This is a genomic window from Streptomyces sp. NPDC026062, from assembly GCF_055568375.1.
The window spans coordinates 1-16,254 of the sequence record NZ_JBVHOQ010000053.1; the positions used below are offsets into that span (position 1 = coordinate 1).

Consider the following 16,254-nt stretch of genomic DNA (forward strand, 5'->3'; position numbering starts at 1 on the left):
ACCCGCTACGACAAGACCGCCGAGTCCTACCAGGCAGCCGTCACCCTCGCCTCGCTGCTGATGTGGGCGTGACACTTTGACGACAACTCCTAGGGGCTGCCACGACGAGGGACCGTGCCCCGCGCCGTCGATCACGGGGAGTGCACCGGCGCATTCAGCGCGTACCGGATCGTCACGAGTGCGTCATTCGCAGGCCACTGTCCGGTTTCCGGTCCAGCCCAGGGGGGCATCCACACCGTGGCGTGGGGCAAAGGAGGTCTCGGGGGTGGCGTTGGTGGTGGCACAAGAAGTGCCCACGTCGTCGAGCATGGCCGTTCCCCATGGCCCTGCGGGCGTGGGTCAGGCACGGCACCGGATGCGTGAACAGCTGCGCAGCCACGGGGTGTCGGATTCGGTCGTCGACGATGCTGTATTGATTCTTTCCGAACTGCTCAGCAACGCCTGTCGCCACGGCAGGCCGCTGGGCCGGCACACCGACGTGGGAGACGGCGACGTGCGCGCCGCTTGGCGCGTCGACAGAACGGGCGGGCTGACCGTCGAGGTGACGGACGGCGGCGGTCCGACCCGGCCGGTTCCGGCCACTCCGTCCGTGACCGCTCGCGGCGGCCGGGGGCTCAACATCATCAGCGCCCTCTCCGAGGAATGGGGCGTGCGCGATGACTCGTCCGGCGAGGTCACGGTCTGGGTGCTGGTCAACGAGGGTCACCGCCGCCCGGACGAACGGCCGGGCGCTCGGGGCGGCGGACGGGCCTCGCATGTGACCGGGCTGCCGGACAGCAGCTCGGAAGTGACCGGAGCGGCGGGCCTCGACGGGCTGGATTTCGCCGGTGCGTTCGACGACGCGGGGTGACGCCGGGCCTCCCACGCGTTCGATGACATGCGCCGGCGCCGGGCCAGCGCCTTGGACGACGCGGGCCGAGGCCGGGACCGCAGGTCCGATGACGCGGGCTGACGACGGGCCGTCGCACCGCCCGCCCGGGTACGCCGGGTGTTCCGAGGACCCGTCCCTGGCCTGCCCTCCGGCCTGAGCGCAGGCCCGGGCAGGCGCGGCGTCCAGGCCGCGCCCCGGTGCCCCGAGCCCCGCACCCGTTCCGGCGGACAGCCGGTGCGGCGGAGCTCCGCGGCGGTGTCATGTCCGCCGGTCCCGGGCCGTCCGCGCCCCTGGATACCCCCAGGACGACCCCGGACGCCCCCCGGACGACGCACGGGCGGTTAGGCTCGCGGCCCAGACCGCACTGTCGCAATCGGGAGAAAGCCCACCATGGCGAAGAAGCGCCCTCAGACCAAGGCCGGGAAGCAGCAGCTCAACGACGGCGAGATCCCGGTGGTCGGGGCTCGTGAGCCCTGCCCGTGCGGTTCTGGCCGCCGGTACAAGGCCTGTCACGGCCGTGCCGCAGCCCAGGCCGTGGCCGAGCTCGTCCAGCGCCCCTTCGAGGGACTGGCCGGCGAATGCGACTGGGTCGCGCTGCGCGAGCTGGTGCCCGCCGCCACCGTCGGACTGACGCTGAAGGGCGGCCTGCCCGAGGGCGTGCCGTCGGTGACGCTCGCGACCGTCCTCCCGATGGCGTGGCCCGCCCTGCGCCGCGACGACGGTTCGGTCCTGCTCGCTCTTCAGAACGACACCTCCTCCGGCGACCTCAGCCGCGACCTCGCCGACACCCTTCAGCGAGCGCTGGAGGCCGAGCCCGGCTCGCCCGTCGCCGCCAGGCGTGTACCGGCCGAAGGGCCGCGACTCCAGGACCTCCTGGACGCCGAGGCGCCGTTCACGCCGGTCGTGCACCCGGGCTTCGAGTTCTGGGTGCCTGACGCGGAGAACGCCACGGCCGAGGTTTCCGCTTCCCTGGAGCGCGCCAACGACGCGGCGATCCCGACCGTCCTCCTCTCCGGGGTGGATGCCGCCTACTGGTGCGAGACACCGGAGAAGAACCACCTGCGCTGGGTCATGCCGCACCCCGAGGAGCAGCTCCTCGACGCGCTCGCCCGGCTGCACGCCGCCGGCGCCTCGTCGCTCGGGGAGGGGACCCGGCTGGTCGGTTCCTTCCGCGCGCACGGCCTGATGGTCCCGGTCTGGGACCTGCCGAGCGCGATGGGTGCCGAGGAGTGCGAGAAGCCCGCCGCCGCGTTCGCCGAGCGGCTCGCGACGGCGCTCGCTTCGGACGCGCCGCTCACAGCCGAGGAGCGGCGGGCCCGCGGCGGGCTCACCAACCGCCAAGTGACCCTCAGCTGACAGTGACCATCATCCGGACCGCACGGTGACACCCGTCACAACTCACCGTACTGACAGGTAAATCGCTGTCCGAATACCCGAGATCGAATTTGCGAACGGCAGATCTCTTGTTACCGTTCTAGAAGCCCGGTCGCTGGTGCATCCCCCGTCGCCAGCGATCGGGCATCCTCATGTCCCGGCCGGCGCGTACGGCGCCCCACGCGGCACACGAACCGCGTGCAGGCCCTGCGCAGGGTTCCTGGACAAGCCCCCTCCCTCGGCCTCACGCCCGGCCACGCCGCCCCTGCTGCTCCTCACGCGTCCCTGCGACGGCCTCAGTCGTGGCACGACGTCAACCAGCAGTCAGGGAAGCCCGGTTGGACCGGTGCCGGCAGCGGCGCCACCCGGCCGCCCGACCGCTCGGTATCGGACAGAAGCCGCGGGCCGATTCCCTCTCCGGAATGCACTGCGGAACAGCTCCGAAGAGATCTTCGAAGATGGTTCGAACGGATTCCGGAAGGAACATCAGAAAGCCGGCCGTCGGCGGACTTTGCATCGGCAGACTTTGCATGACCGAAACACCCTCACTGATTGACCGGAACTCCCGCATCCATCGACGCGTCCGGAAGGGAAGCGCCAAGGATCCGAGAGCACTCCGCAATGAGGGCGGAGCGAGAAGAACGGCTACGGCCAAAGAGCGGAATCCGCAACCGCATAGACATAGACATCGGCATCGGCCTGGCGAACGCCCTTCATCGCGGACGCGTACGACCGACCCAGCATTCGCGAAGCAGGCTTCTGTCTGCCGATCGGGCGAAATTTCTGACCGCACGCCGAAAGCGCGGCACCTGCCGCCGCCCCCGTCTCGGCCCGCCGGCCAGTACACAAGCCCGGCTCCGCCGCCCCGGTCAGTACGCGAGCCGGCTTCCGCCGTCCGGGGCGCTGTTGCTCGCCTCGACCAGCGCGTCCAGAACCGCCCCCACATCCGGCAGCCAGGGCGCCGCGGCCGACCGGACCGGCAATCCACCAGCGGGGCCCGGCCGGGAACCCCGGTCCGCCGCACGGGAGTCCCCTGCCGCCCGGGTATCCCGCTCCGCCCGGGAAATCCGCTCCGGCGCCCGCTCCCAGCGCACCTGTCCCGTACCGATCTCGGACGGCGGGAGAACGAGATAGCCGCCGTCCCCGTGGAACCGCAGCGAACTGGGCACCCAGTCCTGCGCGTGCAGCAGTTCGCCGAGCCGTTCGAGGGTGTACGGCGCGACCAGCAGCGACCACCGGGTCGGCGTCGCCACCACGGGGCCCAGCCGCATACCCATCCGGTCCAGCTCGGCCAGTGCGCGGGCTCCGGCCACCGCAGGCAGGCTCAACGCGCACGGCGCACGCCCCCCCGTGGCCAGCAGAACCGGCGCGGTGGGCCTGTTCGTCCACCACCAGCGCACCATCCGGGCATCGGTGGTGGCAGCGAGCAGACCAGGATCGAAGGGGTGCGCACCGGGCACGGCGCACTCGGGATCGGGACAGGCGCAGCCGCGGCCACGCTCATCACGACTGCCGCCCGGCTGGAGACCCACCCCTGGGAGCACGGGCCACTGCCATGCGGTGGCGCAGGTCAGGGCCGCGTCGAGACGCGCGGCCCCGCCCTTGCGCCCGAACCGCGTCCTGCGTCGCCTTCCGAGGATCTCGCGCATGAGCGCTCGTTCCTTTCCGTTGAACGCCGAGGGTCCACATCACACCACGCGCGCGTCACACCGCGTGTGCGGATCTTCACTGTGTGTACATGCTCGTCGAGCCTGCGGTACAGGTTGGTCTTCGGTACCGAGCGTGAGCTGTGCTGAGCCGAATCGAGCCGGTTCCAGTCGAAATCATGGCGAGGTGCAGGGCGCTTGCGCGCCTGCCGTCCGTCGTGCGGCCTCACCACTGCAAGAGGGGGCGTGGCCGTCACATGTGAGGACGCCCGGGCCCGCTGTGAGGTTCCGGGGGCGGCCGGGACCACCCCTGGTCATCTACCGATTTACGTACCCAGCACACCCGGAATGACGCTGCCCCGGGGACTTCACCCGGATGCAACCCCCGGTCGAGCAGACCCAGTCGACCGCAAATGACCGCCGCATGGTGCGCTTTTTGGCCAAGTTGCTTACCCCTTGGACACCATAAATCCCGTGGGGACAATACTGGACATCGCCTTACTTGTACGTGTACATGTGGATGCACTGATAGTGGCGCAGAATGACATGGGGGTTTGCGATGCTATTCGACGAAACAACCCAGTCGGAAAGCCGGCAACCATGAGCGCCCCGCACCTGCCGAAAGTGGCTGGAATCGATCCCACAGTTCCGGTTTCGGCACAGACAGCCGGGCCTCTCTCCGAGGTTCCGGCCGCGCCCGGTGCCTTCATCCAGGACCGTCTCGCGGGCTGGGTCTCCGACCTCACGACACTGCACGAGCTCACCGAGCGGCTGTCCAGAACCAGCACCCTCGACGACGCCCTGCACGAGCTGCTGGACGCCGGGGCCGCCCTGGTCGGAGCCCGTCGCGGGCTGATCGCCTTCGAACCGTCCGACCGCCGCGGCCCCGTCAGCACCATCGGTCTCGGGCTGGCTCACGCGGAGCTCGGCCAGATCGAGACGGTTCCTCGGAGCGCCACCTCCTACGGCCGCATCCTGGAAGGTCTGCCCGGCGCCGACGGCCCGCTGACCACACCCGATCTGCTCGGCGACACCAGCCTGGACCCCCACAGGCGTGAGGTCGCCGCCCGCCTCGGCTACGCCGCCAGCTACGCGCTGCCGATTGCCACCGAGCACACCGGACGGCTCGCCGCCGCGGTCTGGCTCTACGACGAACCCGCCGAGCCACTGGAGCGTCAGCGCCATCTCGTCGGGCTGTACGCCGGGTACGCCGCCGAGCATCTGGCCCGACTGCTGGAACTGGAGCGGGCCAGGACCGACGCCGCCACCATCACCGAGGAACTCCTGCCCAGCCGGCTGCCCCGCGTGCCGGGTGTGCAGCTGGCCGTACGCCATCACGCCGCATCGCAGTGCGGCAGCGACTTCTACGACGCGCTGGCCCTGCCCGAGGGTGCGCTCGGCCTGGCCGTGGGCTCGGTCGGCGGTTCCGGTCCCAGCGCCCTGGCCGCCATGGGCAGGCTGCGCGCGGGCCTGCGGGCGTACGCGGTGATGGAGGGCGAGGACCCGGTCGCCGTACTCTCCGATCTCGAACTCCTGCTGCGGCTGACCGAGCCGTCCCGTTCCGCCACCGCGCTCTTCGCCTACTGCGAGCCCGCCCGCCGCAAGGTACTGCTGGCCGGTGCCGGGCACACCCCGCCGCTGATCGTCGGCGACCGGCGCACCGAGTACGTCGAGACGACGCTCTCCGCCCCGCTGGGCATGCTGTCCTGCTGGGAGGCGCCGAGCGTGGAGATCGTGCCGGCGCCGGGCGAGACGGTTCTGCTGTACACCGATGGCCTGCTGCGCCGCGCCGGTGACTCGATGGACCGGGCGTTCGCACGGCTCCACTCGGCGGCGGCGAGCGTGCCGAAGGCGTTGCGGCACGACGCCGGATCGGTCGCCGACCATGTGGTGCGCACCGTGCTGCCCGACGGAATCGACCAGGGTGACGACACCGAGGACGTGGTCCTGCTCGCCGCCCGCTTCGACTGAGCCGTACCGCCACCCGCCGGTACCGGCGGGCCACCCGGTGTAAGAGGCCTTCCGGCCCTGGGCCCCCTTCCGTACGCCCGTACGATGGAGGGGGTCCAGTGTCGTATCAAGGAGAGACAAGTCGTGTCTGAGGAGCTCACCCCGGAGAACCCGGAGACCGAAGAGACCGAACCGGTCAAGCAGCGGAAGAACGGCCTGTACCCGGGCGTCTCCGATGAGCTCGCCGCGAGCATGAAGTCCGGATGGGCCGACACCGAGCTGCACGGCCTGGAGCCGATCGCCCAGGCCGGACACACGGCCGACCGCCGCGCCGCACTGTCGGCGCGCTTCCCCGGTGAGCGGCTGGTCATCGCGGCCGGCCGGCTGAAGACCCGGTCCAATGACACCGAGTACGCCTTCCGCGCCTCCACCGAGTACGCGTACCTCACCGGCGACCAGACCCAGGACGGCGTCCTCGTCCTGGAGCCGAAGCAGGGCGGCCACGAGGCGACCGTCTACCTCCTGCCCCGCTCCGACCGGGAGAACGGCGAGTTCTGGCTCGACGGCCAGGGCGAGCTGTGGGTCGGCCGCCGGCACTCCCTGACCGAGGCCGAGCAGCTGCTGGGCATCCCGGCGAAGGACGTCCGCGAGCTGACCGCCGCACTGGCCGAGGCCACCGGCCCGGTCCGTAACGTCCGCGGTCACGACGCCGGCATCGAGGCCGCGCTGACCGACAAGGCCACCGCGGAGCGCGACGAGGAGCTGCGGGTCTTCCTCTCCGAGGCGCGCCTGGTCAAGGACGCCTTCGAGATCGCCGAGCTGGAGAAGGCCTGCGACATCACCGCGCGTGGCTTCGAGGACGTCGTGAAGGTTCTCGACAAGGCCGAGGCGACGAGCGAGCGCTACATCGAGGGAACCTTCTTCCTCCGTGCCCGCATCGAGGGCAACGACATCGGTTACGGCTCGATCTGCGCCGCCGGTCCGCACGCCACCACCCTGCACTGGGTGCGCAACGACGGTGCGGTGCGCTCCGGCGAACTGCTGCTGCTCGACGCCGGAGTGGAGACCAACGACCTCTACACCGCCGACGTGACCCGCACGCTTCCCATCAACGGCACGTTCACGCCGCTGCAGCGGAAGATCTACGACGCGGTGTACGAGGCGCAGGAGGCCGGCATCGCCGCCGTGAAGCCCGGCGCCGGCTACCGCGACTTCCACGACGCCGCGCAGCGCGTGCTCACCGAGAAGCTCGTCGAGTGGGGTCTGCTCGGCGACCTGTCCGTGGACAAGGTCCTGGAGCTGGGCCTCCAGCGCCGCTGGACGCTCCACGGCACCGGTCACATGCTCGGCATGGATGTCCACGACTGCGCGGCCGCGCGGACCGAGGCGTACGTCGACGGGACGCTGGAGCCCGGCGTCTGCCTCACCGTGGAGCCCGGTCTCTACTTCCAGGCCGACGATCTGACGGTTCCCGAGGAGTACCGCGGCATCGGCGTCCGGATCGAGGACGACATCCTCGTCACCGAGGACGGCAACCGGAACCTCTCGGACAAGCTGCCCCGGCAGGCCGACGAGGTCGAGGCGTGGATGGCCCGGCTCAAGGGCTGACCGTCCGCCCGTCGCACCCGCCGGAGGGCGCCCTTGCTCAGGACACCATGAGCAGGGCGCCCTCCCGCCATTTCAGGACCTTGTCGAAGCTCACCACGGCGCCGCCGTGCCCAGGCCTGTTGCCGAAGTGGACGTGATCGGCGAGCTGCTCGATCAGGCAGAGACCCCGCCCGTCCTCCGCGGTGAGCGGTGGGTGTTCGGCGTACCGCGTCCCGTACGGCTGACGCGTGTCGTCGTGCGGTGGCGTCGGCCCGTACTGCTGATGCGGTTCTTGCCGCTGTTGCGCCTCGTGCTGCTGTGCGGCGGTGCGAAGTACGCGCCTGGCGGGGAAGCCCGGTCCGGAATCGGCGACTTCGATGCGGCATTTCTCGCCGTCCAGATACGCGGTGACCCGGTACTGCCCAGGGGCAGTACCGGACGGCTCCTCCCAGGCATCCCAGTCCTCCGCGGCATCGCCCGCGCCGCCATGGGCCCCACCGTGCTCGACGGCGTTGGCACAGGCTTCGCTCAGGGCTAGCGACAGGTCGAAGGAGATGTCCGGGTCCACGCCCGCGGATTCCATCGTGCCGAGGAGGAACCGACGGGCGAGCGGAACGCTCGCAGCTTCGCGCCGCAAATGGAGTGACCACCAGATGCTCATGCTCCAGCCCTCCTGGCTGCGGCTCGACATACCGATACGTATTGCCGCCCGAGGCCGTTCGTAAGCACGGACGGGATGTGAGACCGCTCATTCGGCGGATACCCGGGCCTGCCACACCTGTGCATCCCCGGCCCACAGAACCCGTCTGCCCCGTCCTCAACCGGTCCGAACGGCCCGCCTCCCACACATTCGGGCGGAAGACGACCTTCCGGACCTGCCGTACGGGGGCCGGGGGCACGATGGGATGATGTCTGGGCCATGACTACGTCTGTGGGACGCGCCGGAGCCGGTATGCGGCTGCTGAGGGCCGCGGTGTTCGCCGCGGTCTGCGTCGCGTTGTCCGCGGCCGGCCACGCGGTGGCCGCCTGCGCGACCGTTCCCTGGTGGACGCTGCTCGCCGGATTCCTCGGGATCCTCGCGGTGACGGCCCCCCTCGCCGGACGCGAACGCTCGCTTGCGTCCATCGCCGCGGCTCTGGCCGGCGGACAGCTCGTCCTGCACACGCTCTTCGGCGTGGGTACGCACGCTGCCTCGCCCCGGGTTCCGTCCGGTGAGGACGCGCTGATCCGGTTCGCGGCGAGCCTCGTCTGCGGCGCCGGTCCCGACCGGCTGAACGCCGCCGACGCCCACCGCATCGTCACCACCGCGGGCATCGACCCGGCCTCGGTGACCGAGCGGACCCATCAGCACCTGACAACCGCTGCCTCCGGTGGCACTGCCGGGATGCTGCCGGACCTGCCCATGGTGCTCGCCCATCTGCTGGCCGCGCTGGCCGCCGGCTGGCTGCTGCGACGCGGCGAGATCGCCCTGTTCCGCCTCGCCCGGCTGTCGCTCCACGGCGCCCAGCAGGTGGCGGCCGGAGCCCGGCTCCGGGCGTTGCGCGCCGCGCTCGTCCTCGTGGCCGCGCTGCGCGCCGGTCTTCCCGGCGGACCGACGAGGGGGCCGCGTATCCCCCGTACCGCCGTGGACGCACCGCCCCCGGCCACCGGGGATCACTTGCAGCACATGGTGATCAGGCGCGGGCCGCCCTCCGTACTCACCCTCGCAGCCTGACGCGACACCCTCCACGCGATGCCCGCGCGGCCCCCACCACGCACCCCTGCGGTGCCGGTACGGGTCGCCGCGCGCACGCCGCTCGTGAGGAAGCGGTGTCGCGAAACCGGCGCGCACCCGCGCTCCGGAGCACCCTTCCTTCGTGCATCTGTGGAGTGATCCCTGCCATGAACGTTTCCCGCATCGCCCTCGCCGGCGGCGTTGCCGCGTCCACCGTGCTGATCCTCGCCGGTACGGCCTCGGCCCACGTCAGCGTCCAGCCGCAGGGCGAGGCCGCCAAGGGCGGTTACGCCGTCATCAACTTCAAGGTCCCCAACGAACGCGACGACGCGGCGACGACCAAGCTCGAAGTCAGCTTCCCGGCCGATCACCCGTTGTCGTCCGTCATGCCGCAGCCGGTGCCCGGCTGGGACATCGAGGTGACCACGAGCAAGCTGGACAAGCCGCTCGACATGCACGGCAAGAAGATCAACGAAGCCGTCTCCAAGGTCACCTGGACCGCGGACGGCGGCAAGATCGAGCCCGGCCGTTTCCAGCAGTTCCCGCTCTCGGTGGGCCAGCTCCCGGAGGACGCCGACCAGCTGGTGTTCAAGGCCGTCCAGACGTACGACAACAAGGAGATCGTGCGCTGGATCGAGGAGCGGAAAGACGGAGCGGAGGAGCCCGAGAGCCCCGCCCCGGTCCTCAAGCTGACCGCGGCCTCCGACGACGCGCACGGTGCCACCGCCGCCTCCGGCTCGGACTCCGCCGACAAGAACGCCACGGCCGATCACACGAAGGACGAGCGGACGACGGCTGCGGCGCCCTCCTCCAGTGACACCACGGCCCGTGTCCTCGGCATCGTCGGCATCGTCATCGGCGTCGCGGGCGTCGCCTTCGGCGCCTTGGCCGGCCGTCGGCGCAACGCCTGACCCAGCCCACGGGCGTGTTCCGGAAGTCCCGCCTGCCCGGCCTCCGGACGGACGGCGCTACTTTCGGAACACGCCCCGGCCCCACCCGTACACCGACCCATCAGGAATCAGTGCTCCATGGTTAAGAAGTCTGTACTGGCTGCGGCGCTCGTCGCCGCGGCCTCGCTCACCCTGTCCGCCTGCGGCGGCAGTGACAACGACAGCAAGAAGCCCATCGCCGACGTGTCGGTGGAGGCGAAGACCCAGGCCGCGACGGTGCTCGACCAGCCGTTCACCAAGCCGGACCTCGTCCTGACCGACACCCACGGCAAGAAGTACGACCTGCGCGAGCGGACCAAGGGCAAGCCGACGCTCATCTACTTCGGCTACACCAACTGCCCCGACGTCTGCCCGCTCATCATGAGCAACATCGCGATCGCCAAGAAGTCCCTCCCCGAGGCCGACCAGGAAAAGCTCCAGGTCGTCTTCATCACCACCGACCCGGAGCGGGACACCCCGGCTTCGCTGGGCACCTGGCTCAAGTCCCAGGACCCCTCCTTCACCGGCCTCACCGGCGACTTCCCGGCCATCCAGGCGGGCGCCCGGCAGATCGGCATCGGTATCGACGCACCGAAGAAGGAGAAGGACGGCACCATCGTCTCGATGCACGGCTCCCAGGTCATCGCCTTCTCACCGAAGACCGACCAGGGCTACGTGCTGTACAGCGAGGACACCACGCCCGACGACTACACCAAGGACCTCCCCAAGCTCGTCAAGGGGGAGAACCCGTGAACCGCCGCACCACCCTCGCCGGCGTCCTGGCCCTCTCCACGGGTCTGACGCTGGCGGGGTGCTCCTCCTCGGCCGGCGGACCGGAACTGAAGGTCATCGGCGCGTTCATGCCGCAGCCCGTCAGCGACATGGCAGCCGGCTTCCTCGTCGTGCAGAACAACGGCGGCAGTTCGGACCGGCTCACCTCGGTCACCAGTCCGCTCTCGGACGAGGTCACCATCCACGAGACGAAGAACCGGACCATGCGCATGGTGACGTCCTTCGACGTGCCCGCGGGCGGTGAGCTGGACCTGGAACGCGGTGGAAACCACATCATGTTCGCCAAGCTCAAGCAGCAGCCCAAGCAGGGCGAGAAGGTGTCCGTGGAACTGCACTTCGAGAAGGCCGGCCCCATCAAGGTCGATCTTCCCGTGAAGGAGACCACCCACAACCCGAAGAAGCAGTGAGGGACTGACAGACCATGACAGCCACCGCCCCGCCCTTCGGACCTTCCCCGTCCGCATCCGCCCGGCGCCGGCCGCTCGCCGCCGCCGGACTCCTCGCCGCTCTGACCGGCCTGGTGTTCGGCCTGCTGCTGGCCGTCGCGGGTCCCGCGTCGGCCCATGCCGCGCTCACCGGGAGTGATCCACAGGACGGGGCGGTGGTCGGCACCGCGCCCCAGGCAGTCACCCTCACCTTCTCCGAGCAGGTCGCCATGGGAGAGGGCTCCATCCGGGTCCTGGACCCCGACGGCAAGCGCGCCGACACCGAGGACGCCCCGCGCGACATGCACAGCGGCTCCACCGTGAAGTACGGCGTCTCCCTGCACTCCGGGCTGCCGGACGGTACGTACACAGTCGCCTGGCAGGCTGTCTCCGCCGACAGCCATCCGGTCTCCGGAGCCTTCACCTTCTCCATCGGCGCTCCCTCCGAGACCACTGTCGCCCTCCCGGACAACGAGGCGGGCGGCGGCCTCGTCGGCACGCTCTACGGCATCGCCCGCTACGCCGCGTACGCCGGGTTCATCGTGCTCGTGGGCGGCGCCGCGTTCGTGCTGGCCTGCTGGCAGCGCGGGGCGGGTGCCCGCCCGTTGCAGCGGCTCGTCGTCCGCGGCTGGATGACCCTCACCGTGGCCACGCTCGCGATGCTGCTGCTGCGCAGCCCGTACACCGGTTCCGGGAAGCTCGGCGACGCCTTCGACCTCGACGGCCTGAAGGCGGTCCTGGACACCAAGCCCGGCGCGGCGCTGGTCTCGCGACTGCTGCTGCTGGGCGCCAGTGCGCTGTTCATCGCGGTGCTGTTCGGGGCGTACGCCAAGCGCGAGGACGAACGCGAGAAGAAGGACCTCACCTTCGGGCTCGCCATCGGCGGTGCGGTCATCGCCGCCGGGATCGCCGGGACCTGGGCGCTGGCCGAGCACGCGTCGACCGGCATCCAGCCGGGCATCGCCATGCCGGTCGACATACTCCATCTGCTGGCCGTCGCCGCCTGGCTGGGCGGGCTCACCGCCCTGCTGACGGCCCTGTACCGCACCCCCGACATCACCGCCGCCGCGGTGCGCCGCTTCTCCCGGATCGCGTTCGTCAGTGTGCTCGTGCTCACCGCGACCGGGATCTACCAGTCCTGGCGCCAGGTCGGTTCGTGGTCCGCGCTGACCGGCACGGGGTACGGACAGCTGCTGCTCGTGAAGGTGGGGCTCGTTGCCGTCCTCGTCGGGATCGCCGGGATATCGCGCCGGTGGACCGCCCGGCTGGCTACGGGCAGGGGCGTGGAGGACGAACCCGCCGCAACCCCCACGACCGCAGCCCCGGAGGCCTCACCGGTGGGTCAGTCAGGTTCGGGGGCAGACGCCGCAGAGGCACCGCCGACGGGAGCAGACACCGCGGAGGCACCGCCGACGGGAGCAGACACCGCGGAAGCACTGCGGCCTGCCGGCCCCGAGGATCCCGCCCGAGCCGCCCAGCTCGTGCGGCAGCAGGCCGCCGTGGCAACCGCGGAGAAGAAGCGGATACGTGACGCCGACCCGGACCGGTCCGGCCTGCGCCACTCGGTGCTTGCCGAAGTCGGGGTCGCGGTGGCTCTGCTGGCGGTGACCACCATCCTCACCTCGACCGAACCCGGCCGTACCGAGGAGGAGGCGGCGCGCACCTCGGCACCGGCCGCCGCCCCGGTGGCGAGCGGCCCCGTCAACCTCACGCTGCCCTTCGACACCGGCGGCAAGAACGGCAAGGGAACGGTCCGCATGGACCTGGACCCCGGGCGCACCGGATCCAACGCGGTGCACCTCTGGATCGACGACATCAACGGGAAGGCCATGGACGTCCCCGAGGTGAAGCTGGCCTTCACCTTGAAGTCCAAGGACATCGGGCCCCTGCCCGCCGTCCCCGTCCGGCTGACGGAGGGCCACTGGACCTCCTCCGGAGTCCAGATCCCGATCGCGGGCAACTGGAGCGTCGCGGTCACCGTGCGGACCTCGGACATCGACCAGATCACGGTCGACAAGAACGTGAAGATCGGCTGAGCAGGACCGTGAGCGGACACCAGACAGACAGCACAGGCAGTACGGACAGCACAGACACGTCGAACAGCGCAGCCGGCCGGAAGCGGCGCGCCGGCGGCGACGCCACCGCTCCGGCGGCCGGAGCGATCTCCCGGCGGCGACTGCTCGGTACCGCAGGGGCAGCCGGTGCCACCGGCCTGGTCCTCGGGGCGGCCGGCGGAGCGACCGGCTACGCCGCGACCCAGGACGAGGCGCCGGCCGCACTGACCTCGGTGGGCTCCACCGAGGTGATGTTTCACGGGAAACATCAACCGGGGATCACCACTCCGCTTCAGGCCCGCGGCCACCTCATCGCCTTCGACCTGGCCCCCGGCGCCGGGCGCAAGGAGGCGGCGGCCCTGATGCGCCGCTGGTCGGCCGCGGCCGAGCGGCTGATGGCCGGTGCGCCCACCACCGGTGGCACGGGGCACGACACCGGCATCGCGCTGGACGCGGGGCCGTCCTCGCTGACCGTCACCTTCGGCTTCGGCGCCACCTTCTTCGAACGGACGGGTCTGACGGGCCACCGTCCGCCGGGGCTCGACCCCCTGCCGCCGTTCTCCGCCGACCGCATCGACACCAAACGGTCCAACGGCGACCTGTGGGTGCAGATCGGCGCCGACGACGCACTCGTCGCCTTCCACGCACTGCGGGCCGTACAGAAGGAGGCCGCTCCGACGGCCACCGTGCGCTGGCAGATGGACGGCTTCAACCGCACACCGGGCGCCACCGCGAAGCCGATGACCGCCCGCAACCTCATGGGCCAGATCGACGGCACCAACAACCCGAAGCCGGCCGACAGCGACTTCGACCGGCGGATCTTCGTCCCGGCGGGCGGCAACTCCGCGTACGACTGGCTGGCCGGCGGTTCGTACGCGGTCGTCCGGCGTATCAGGATGCTGCTCGACGACTGGGAGAAGCTCCCGGTGGAACGTCAGGAACGGGTCATCGGCCGACGCAAGTCGGACGGTGCCCCGCTCAGCGGCGGTACCGAGACCACCGAGATGGACCTCGACAAGGCGGGGCCCGACGGGAAGCTGCTGATCCCCGACAACGCCCACGCCCGGATCTCCTCCCCCGAGCGCAACAGCGGCGCGGCCATGCTGCGGCGCCCGTTCTCGTACCACGACGGCACCTCCTCGGACGGCACTCCGGACGCCGGTCTGCTGTTCATCTGCTGGCAGGCGGATCCGCTGCGCGCCTTCGTCACCGTGCAGCGCAAGCTCGACCGGGGCGACGCGCTGTCGCCGTTCCTCCGCCACGAGTCGAGCGGACTGTTCGCGGTGCCGGGCGGTGCGGCACAAGGGGAGTACGTGGGGCAGCGGCTGCTGGAGGCATGAGCCGGCACCGCTCGGCGGACATGGACTTCTGAGCCGTCACCGCGCATTAGGGTGACGGCATGTCCGCCACGCGCTACGCATATCTCGGCCCTGAAGGCACCTTCACCGAGGTCGCCCTCCGTACGCTCCCGGAAGCCGCCACCCGCGAACTCGTCCCGATGGTCTCCGTACCGGCGGCGCTGGACGCGGTACGGAGCGGTACGGCCGCCGCCGCGCTCGTACCGATCGAGAACTCCGTCGAGGGCGGCATCACCACCACGCTCGACCAGCTGACCACCGGCGAACCGCTGATGATCTACCGCGAAGTGCTGCTCTCCATCACCTTCGCGCTGCTCGTGCGTCCCGGCACCAAGCTCTCCGACGTCAAGACGGTCACCGCGCATCCCGCCGCGCAGCCGCAGGTCCGCAACTGGATGGCAGCCCATCTCCCCCAGGCCGTATGGGAGTCGGCGGCGTCCAACGCCGACGGTGCCCGGCTCGTGCAGGAGGGGCGGTACGACGCCGCTTTCGCCGGAGAGTTCGCGGCGGCGACCTACGGACTCGAACCGCTGGTGACCGAGATCCACGACGCGGAGAACGCCCAGACCCGCTTCGTCCTGGTGGGCCGCCCTGCCCGGCCCGCGGCGCCGACCGGCGCGGACAAGACCTCCGTGGTCATCTGGCTCGGGGACGACCACCCCGGTGCGCTGCTCGAACTGCTCCAGGAGTTCGCGGTGCGCGGAGTGAACCTGATGCTGATCCAGTCCCGGCCGACAGGCGCGGGAATCGGCAACTACTGCTTCGCGCTGGACGCCGAAGGCCATATCGCCGACCGCCGGGTCGGCGAGGCGCTGATGGGGCTGAAGCGGATCTGCCCGAAGGTGCGGTTCCTGGGCTCCTATCCACGGGCCGGCGTGACTCCGGCTGACGTGCGGCCCTTGCGGGCGGGAACATCGGACGCGGAGTTCACCGAGGCCTCCGACTGGCTGGCCCGGAACCTGGACGGCCGCGCCTGACCGGCCCACCGTCCCGCCTGACCGGTCCGGCCGACCGTCCCGCCTGACCGGTCCCCCGGCCGACCGCCCCTGCGCGGCCGGCCCGTCGGCTCGGCGACCGCAGGACTGGCCGACGCCTGTCAGGGGCCGTAGGGATGGCCCCACGGCTGGTGCGATCAACAGATGGTCCACGAGCGGAAAAGTTATCCACAGGCACGAGCCGTGGGCTGGGGACAAGTCGACACCACAACGCGACATGGTCGACAAATCAGCCCACCTCGCTCAGATCAGTCCACAGGCCAATGGGCCACCCGTTGTCAGCTCAATTCCATTGATCAACTCTTTAGGGCGAGGAATTCCCACCCGAACGAGCGTGTGAAGGCGGCTTGAACCGTGAATCCATGAGCCCGCACGAGGCTTTGGGAATGATCTTCTCTGTACCCACAGACCTTCCCCACAGCCTGTGGATAACTTCGCCCAACCACCCTCCCCTGTGGACAAGCGGCACCCAACTCCCCAGCCACGCAAGGCCGATGCGTCAAGACGAATAACCCTTCTGCCCCATTTAGGGGAATAGGGCCTTTTTCCTGACGCCGCC

Annotated in this window: 13 protein-coding genes; 11 read left to right on the forward strand and 2 right to left on the reverse strand. The window is 70.5% G+C overall.

What is annotated here, in order from left to right; all coding sequences use genetic code 11:
- Nucleotides 1-265 precede the first annotated feature (265 nt).
- Together ACZ4LX_RS33350 and ACZ4LX_RS33355 are read left to right on the forward strand one after the other, a co-directional pair.
- Nucleotides 266-850 carry an ATP-binding protein gene (locus ACZ4LX_RS33350; RefSeq protein WP_467650784.1) on the forward strand — a complete coding sequence of 195 codons (585 nt, stop codon included), beginning with the start codon at nt 266-268 and terminating at the stop codon, nt 848-850.
- Nucleotides 851-1,261: 411 nt separating this feature from the next.
- Nucleotides 1,262-2,227, forward strand: coding sequence for a DUF5926 family protein (locus ACZ4LX_RS33355; protein ID WP_467650783.1), 966 nt, complete (start codon nt 1,262-1,264; stop codon nt 2,225-2,227).
- Between the two features lie 887 nt (nt 2,228-3,114).
- Here the strand turns inward: ACZ4LX_RS33355 and ACZ4LX_RS33360 are convergent.
- Nucleotides 3,115-3,894, reverse strand: coding sequence for a bifunctional DNA primase/polymerase (locus tag ACZ4LX_RS33360; protein ID WP_467650782.1), 780 nt, complete (start codon nt 3,892-3,894; stop codon nt 3,115-3,117).
- A 621-nt stretch (nt 3,895-4,515) separates the two neighbouring features.
- On the opposite strand from ACZ4LX_RS33360, the gene ACZ4LX_RS33365 reads away from it, so the two are divergent.
- Both ACZ4LX_RS33365 and ACZ4LX_RS33370 read left to right on the forward strand, forming a co-directional pair.
- The gene (locus ACZ4LX_RS33365) at nt 4,516-5,862 is read left to right on the forward strand and encodes a PP2C family protein-serine/threonine phosphatase (protein WP_467721346.1); all 1,347 of its coding nucleotides are present in this window, start codon (nt 4,516-4,518) and stop codon (nt 5,860-5,862) included.
- Between the two features lie 123 nt (nt 5,863-5,985).
- A complete protein-coding gene (locus tag ACZ4LX_RS33370) occupies nt 5,986-7,449 on the forward strand; it encodes an aminopeptidase P family protein (RefSeq protein ID WP_467650780.1) in 1,464 nt (487 codons plus the stop codon).
- 37 nt (nt 7,450-7,486) lie between these two features.
- Here the strand turns inward: ACZ4LX_RS33370 and ACZ4LX_RS33375 are convergent, their stop codons facing one another.
- Nucleotides 7,487-8,089: an ATP-binding protein gene (locus tag ACZ4LX_RS33375; protein WP_467650779.1), complete on the reverse strand. Its 603-nt coding sequence runs from the start codon at nt 8,087-8,089 to the stop codon at nt 7,487-7,489.
- 258 nt (nt 8,090-8,347) lie between these two features.
- Here ACZ4LX_RS33375 and ACZ4LX_RS33380 point away from each other — a divergent pair, with 258 nt between their 5' ends.
- From ACZ4LX_RS33380 to pheA, 7 genes are all read left to right on the forward strand, one after another.
- Nucleotides 8,348-9,142, forward strand: coding sequence for a hypothetical protein (locus tag ACZ4LX_RS33380; protein WP_467650778.1), 795 nt, complete (start codon nt 8,348-8,350; stop codon nt 9,140-9,142).
- A 167-nt stretch (nt 9,143-9,309) separates the two neighbouring features.
- Entirely contained in the window at nt 9,310-10,053 is a 744-nt protein-coding gene (locus ACZ4LX_RS33385; RefSeq protein ID WP_467650777.1) for a YcnI family copper-binding membrane protein, read from the forward strand.
- Nucleotides 10,054-10,170: 117 nt separating this feature from the next.
- Nucleotides 10,171-10,824, forward strand: coding sequence for an SCO family protein (locus ACZ4LX_RS33390; RefSeq protein ID WP_467650776.1), 654 nt, complete (start codon nt 10,171-10,173; stop codon nt 10,822-10,824).
- Nucleotides 10,821-11,270, forward strand: a complete 450-nt coding sequence (locus tag ACZ4LX_RS33395) for a copper chaperone PCu(A)C (RefSeq protein ID WP_467650775.1) — start codon at nt 10,821-10,823, stop codon at nt 11,268-11,270. The genes ACZ4LX_RS33390 and ACZ4LX_RS33395 overlap by 4 nt, the downstream gene beginning before the upstream one ends.
- 14 nt (nt 11,271-11,284) lie before the next feature.
- Nucleotides 11,285-13,324 (forward strand): copper resistance CopC/CopD family protein, encoded by a 2,040-nt coding sequence (locus ACZ4LX_RS33400; protein ID WP_467650774.1) that lies wholly within the window; start codon nt 11,285-11,287, stop codon nt 13,322-13,324.
- Between the two features lie 125 nt (nt 13,325-13,449).
- Nucleotides 13,450-14,682 carry an iron uptake transporter deferrochelatase/peroxidase subunit gene (efeB, locus tag ACZ4LX_RS33405; protein WP_467650786.1) on the forward strand — a complete coding sequence of 411 codons (1,233 nt, stop codon included), beginning with the start codon at nt 13,450-13,452 and terminating at the stop codon, nt 14,680-14,682.
- 59 nt (nt 14,683-14,741) lie between these two features.
- A complete protein-coding gene (pheA, locus tag ACZ4LX_RS33410; protein ID WP_467650773.1) occupies nt 14,742-15,677 on the forward strand; it encodes a prephenate dehydratase in 936 nt (311 codons plus the stop codon).
- Nucleotides 15,678-16,254: the final 577 nt, after the last annotated feature.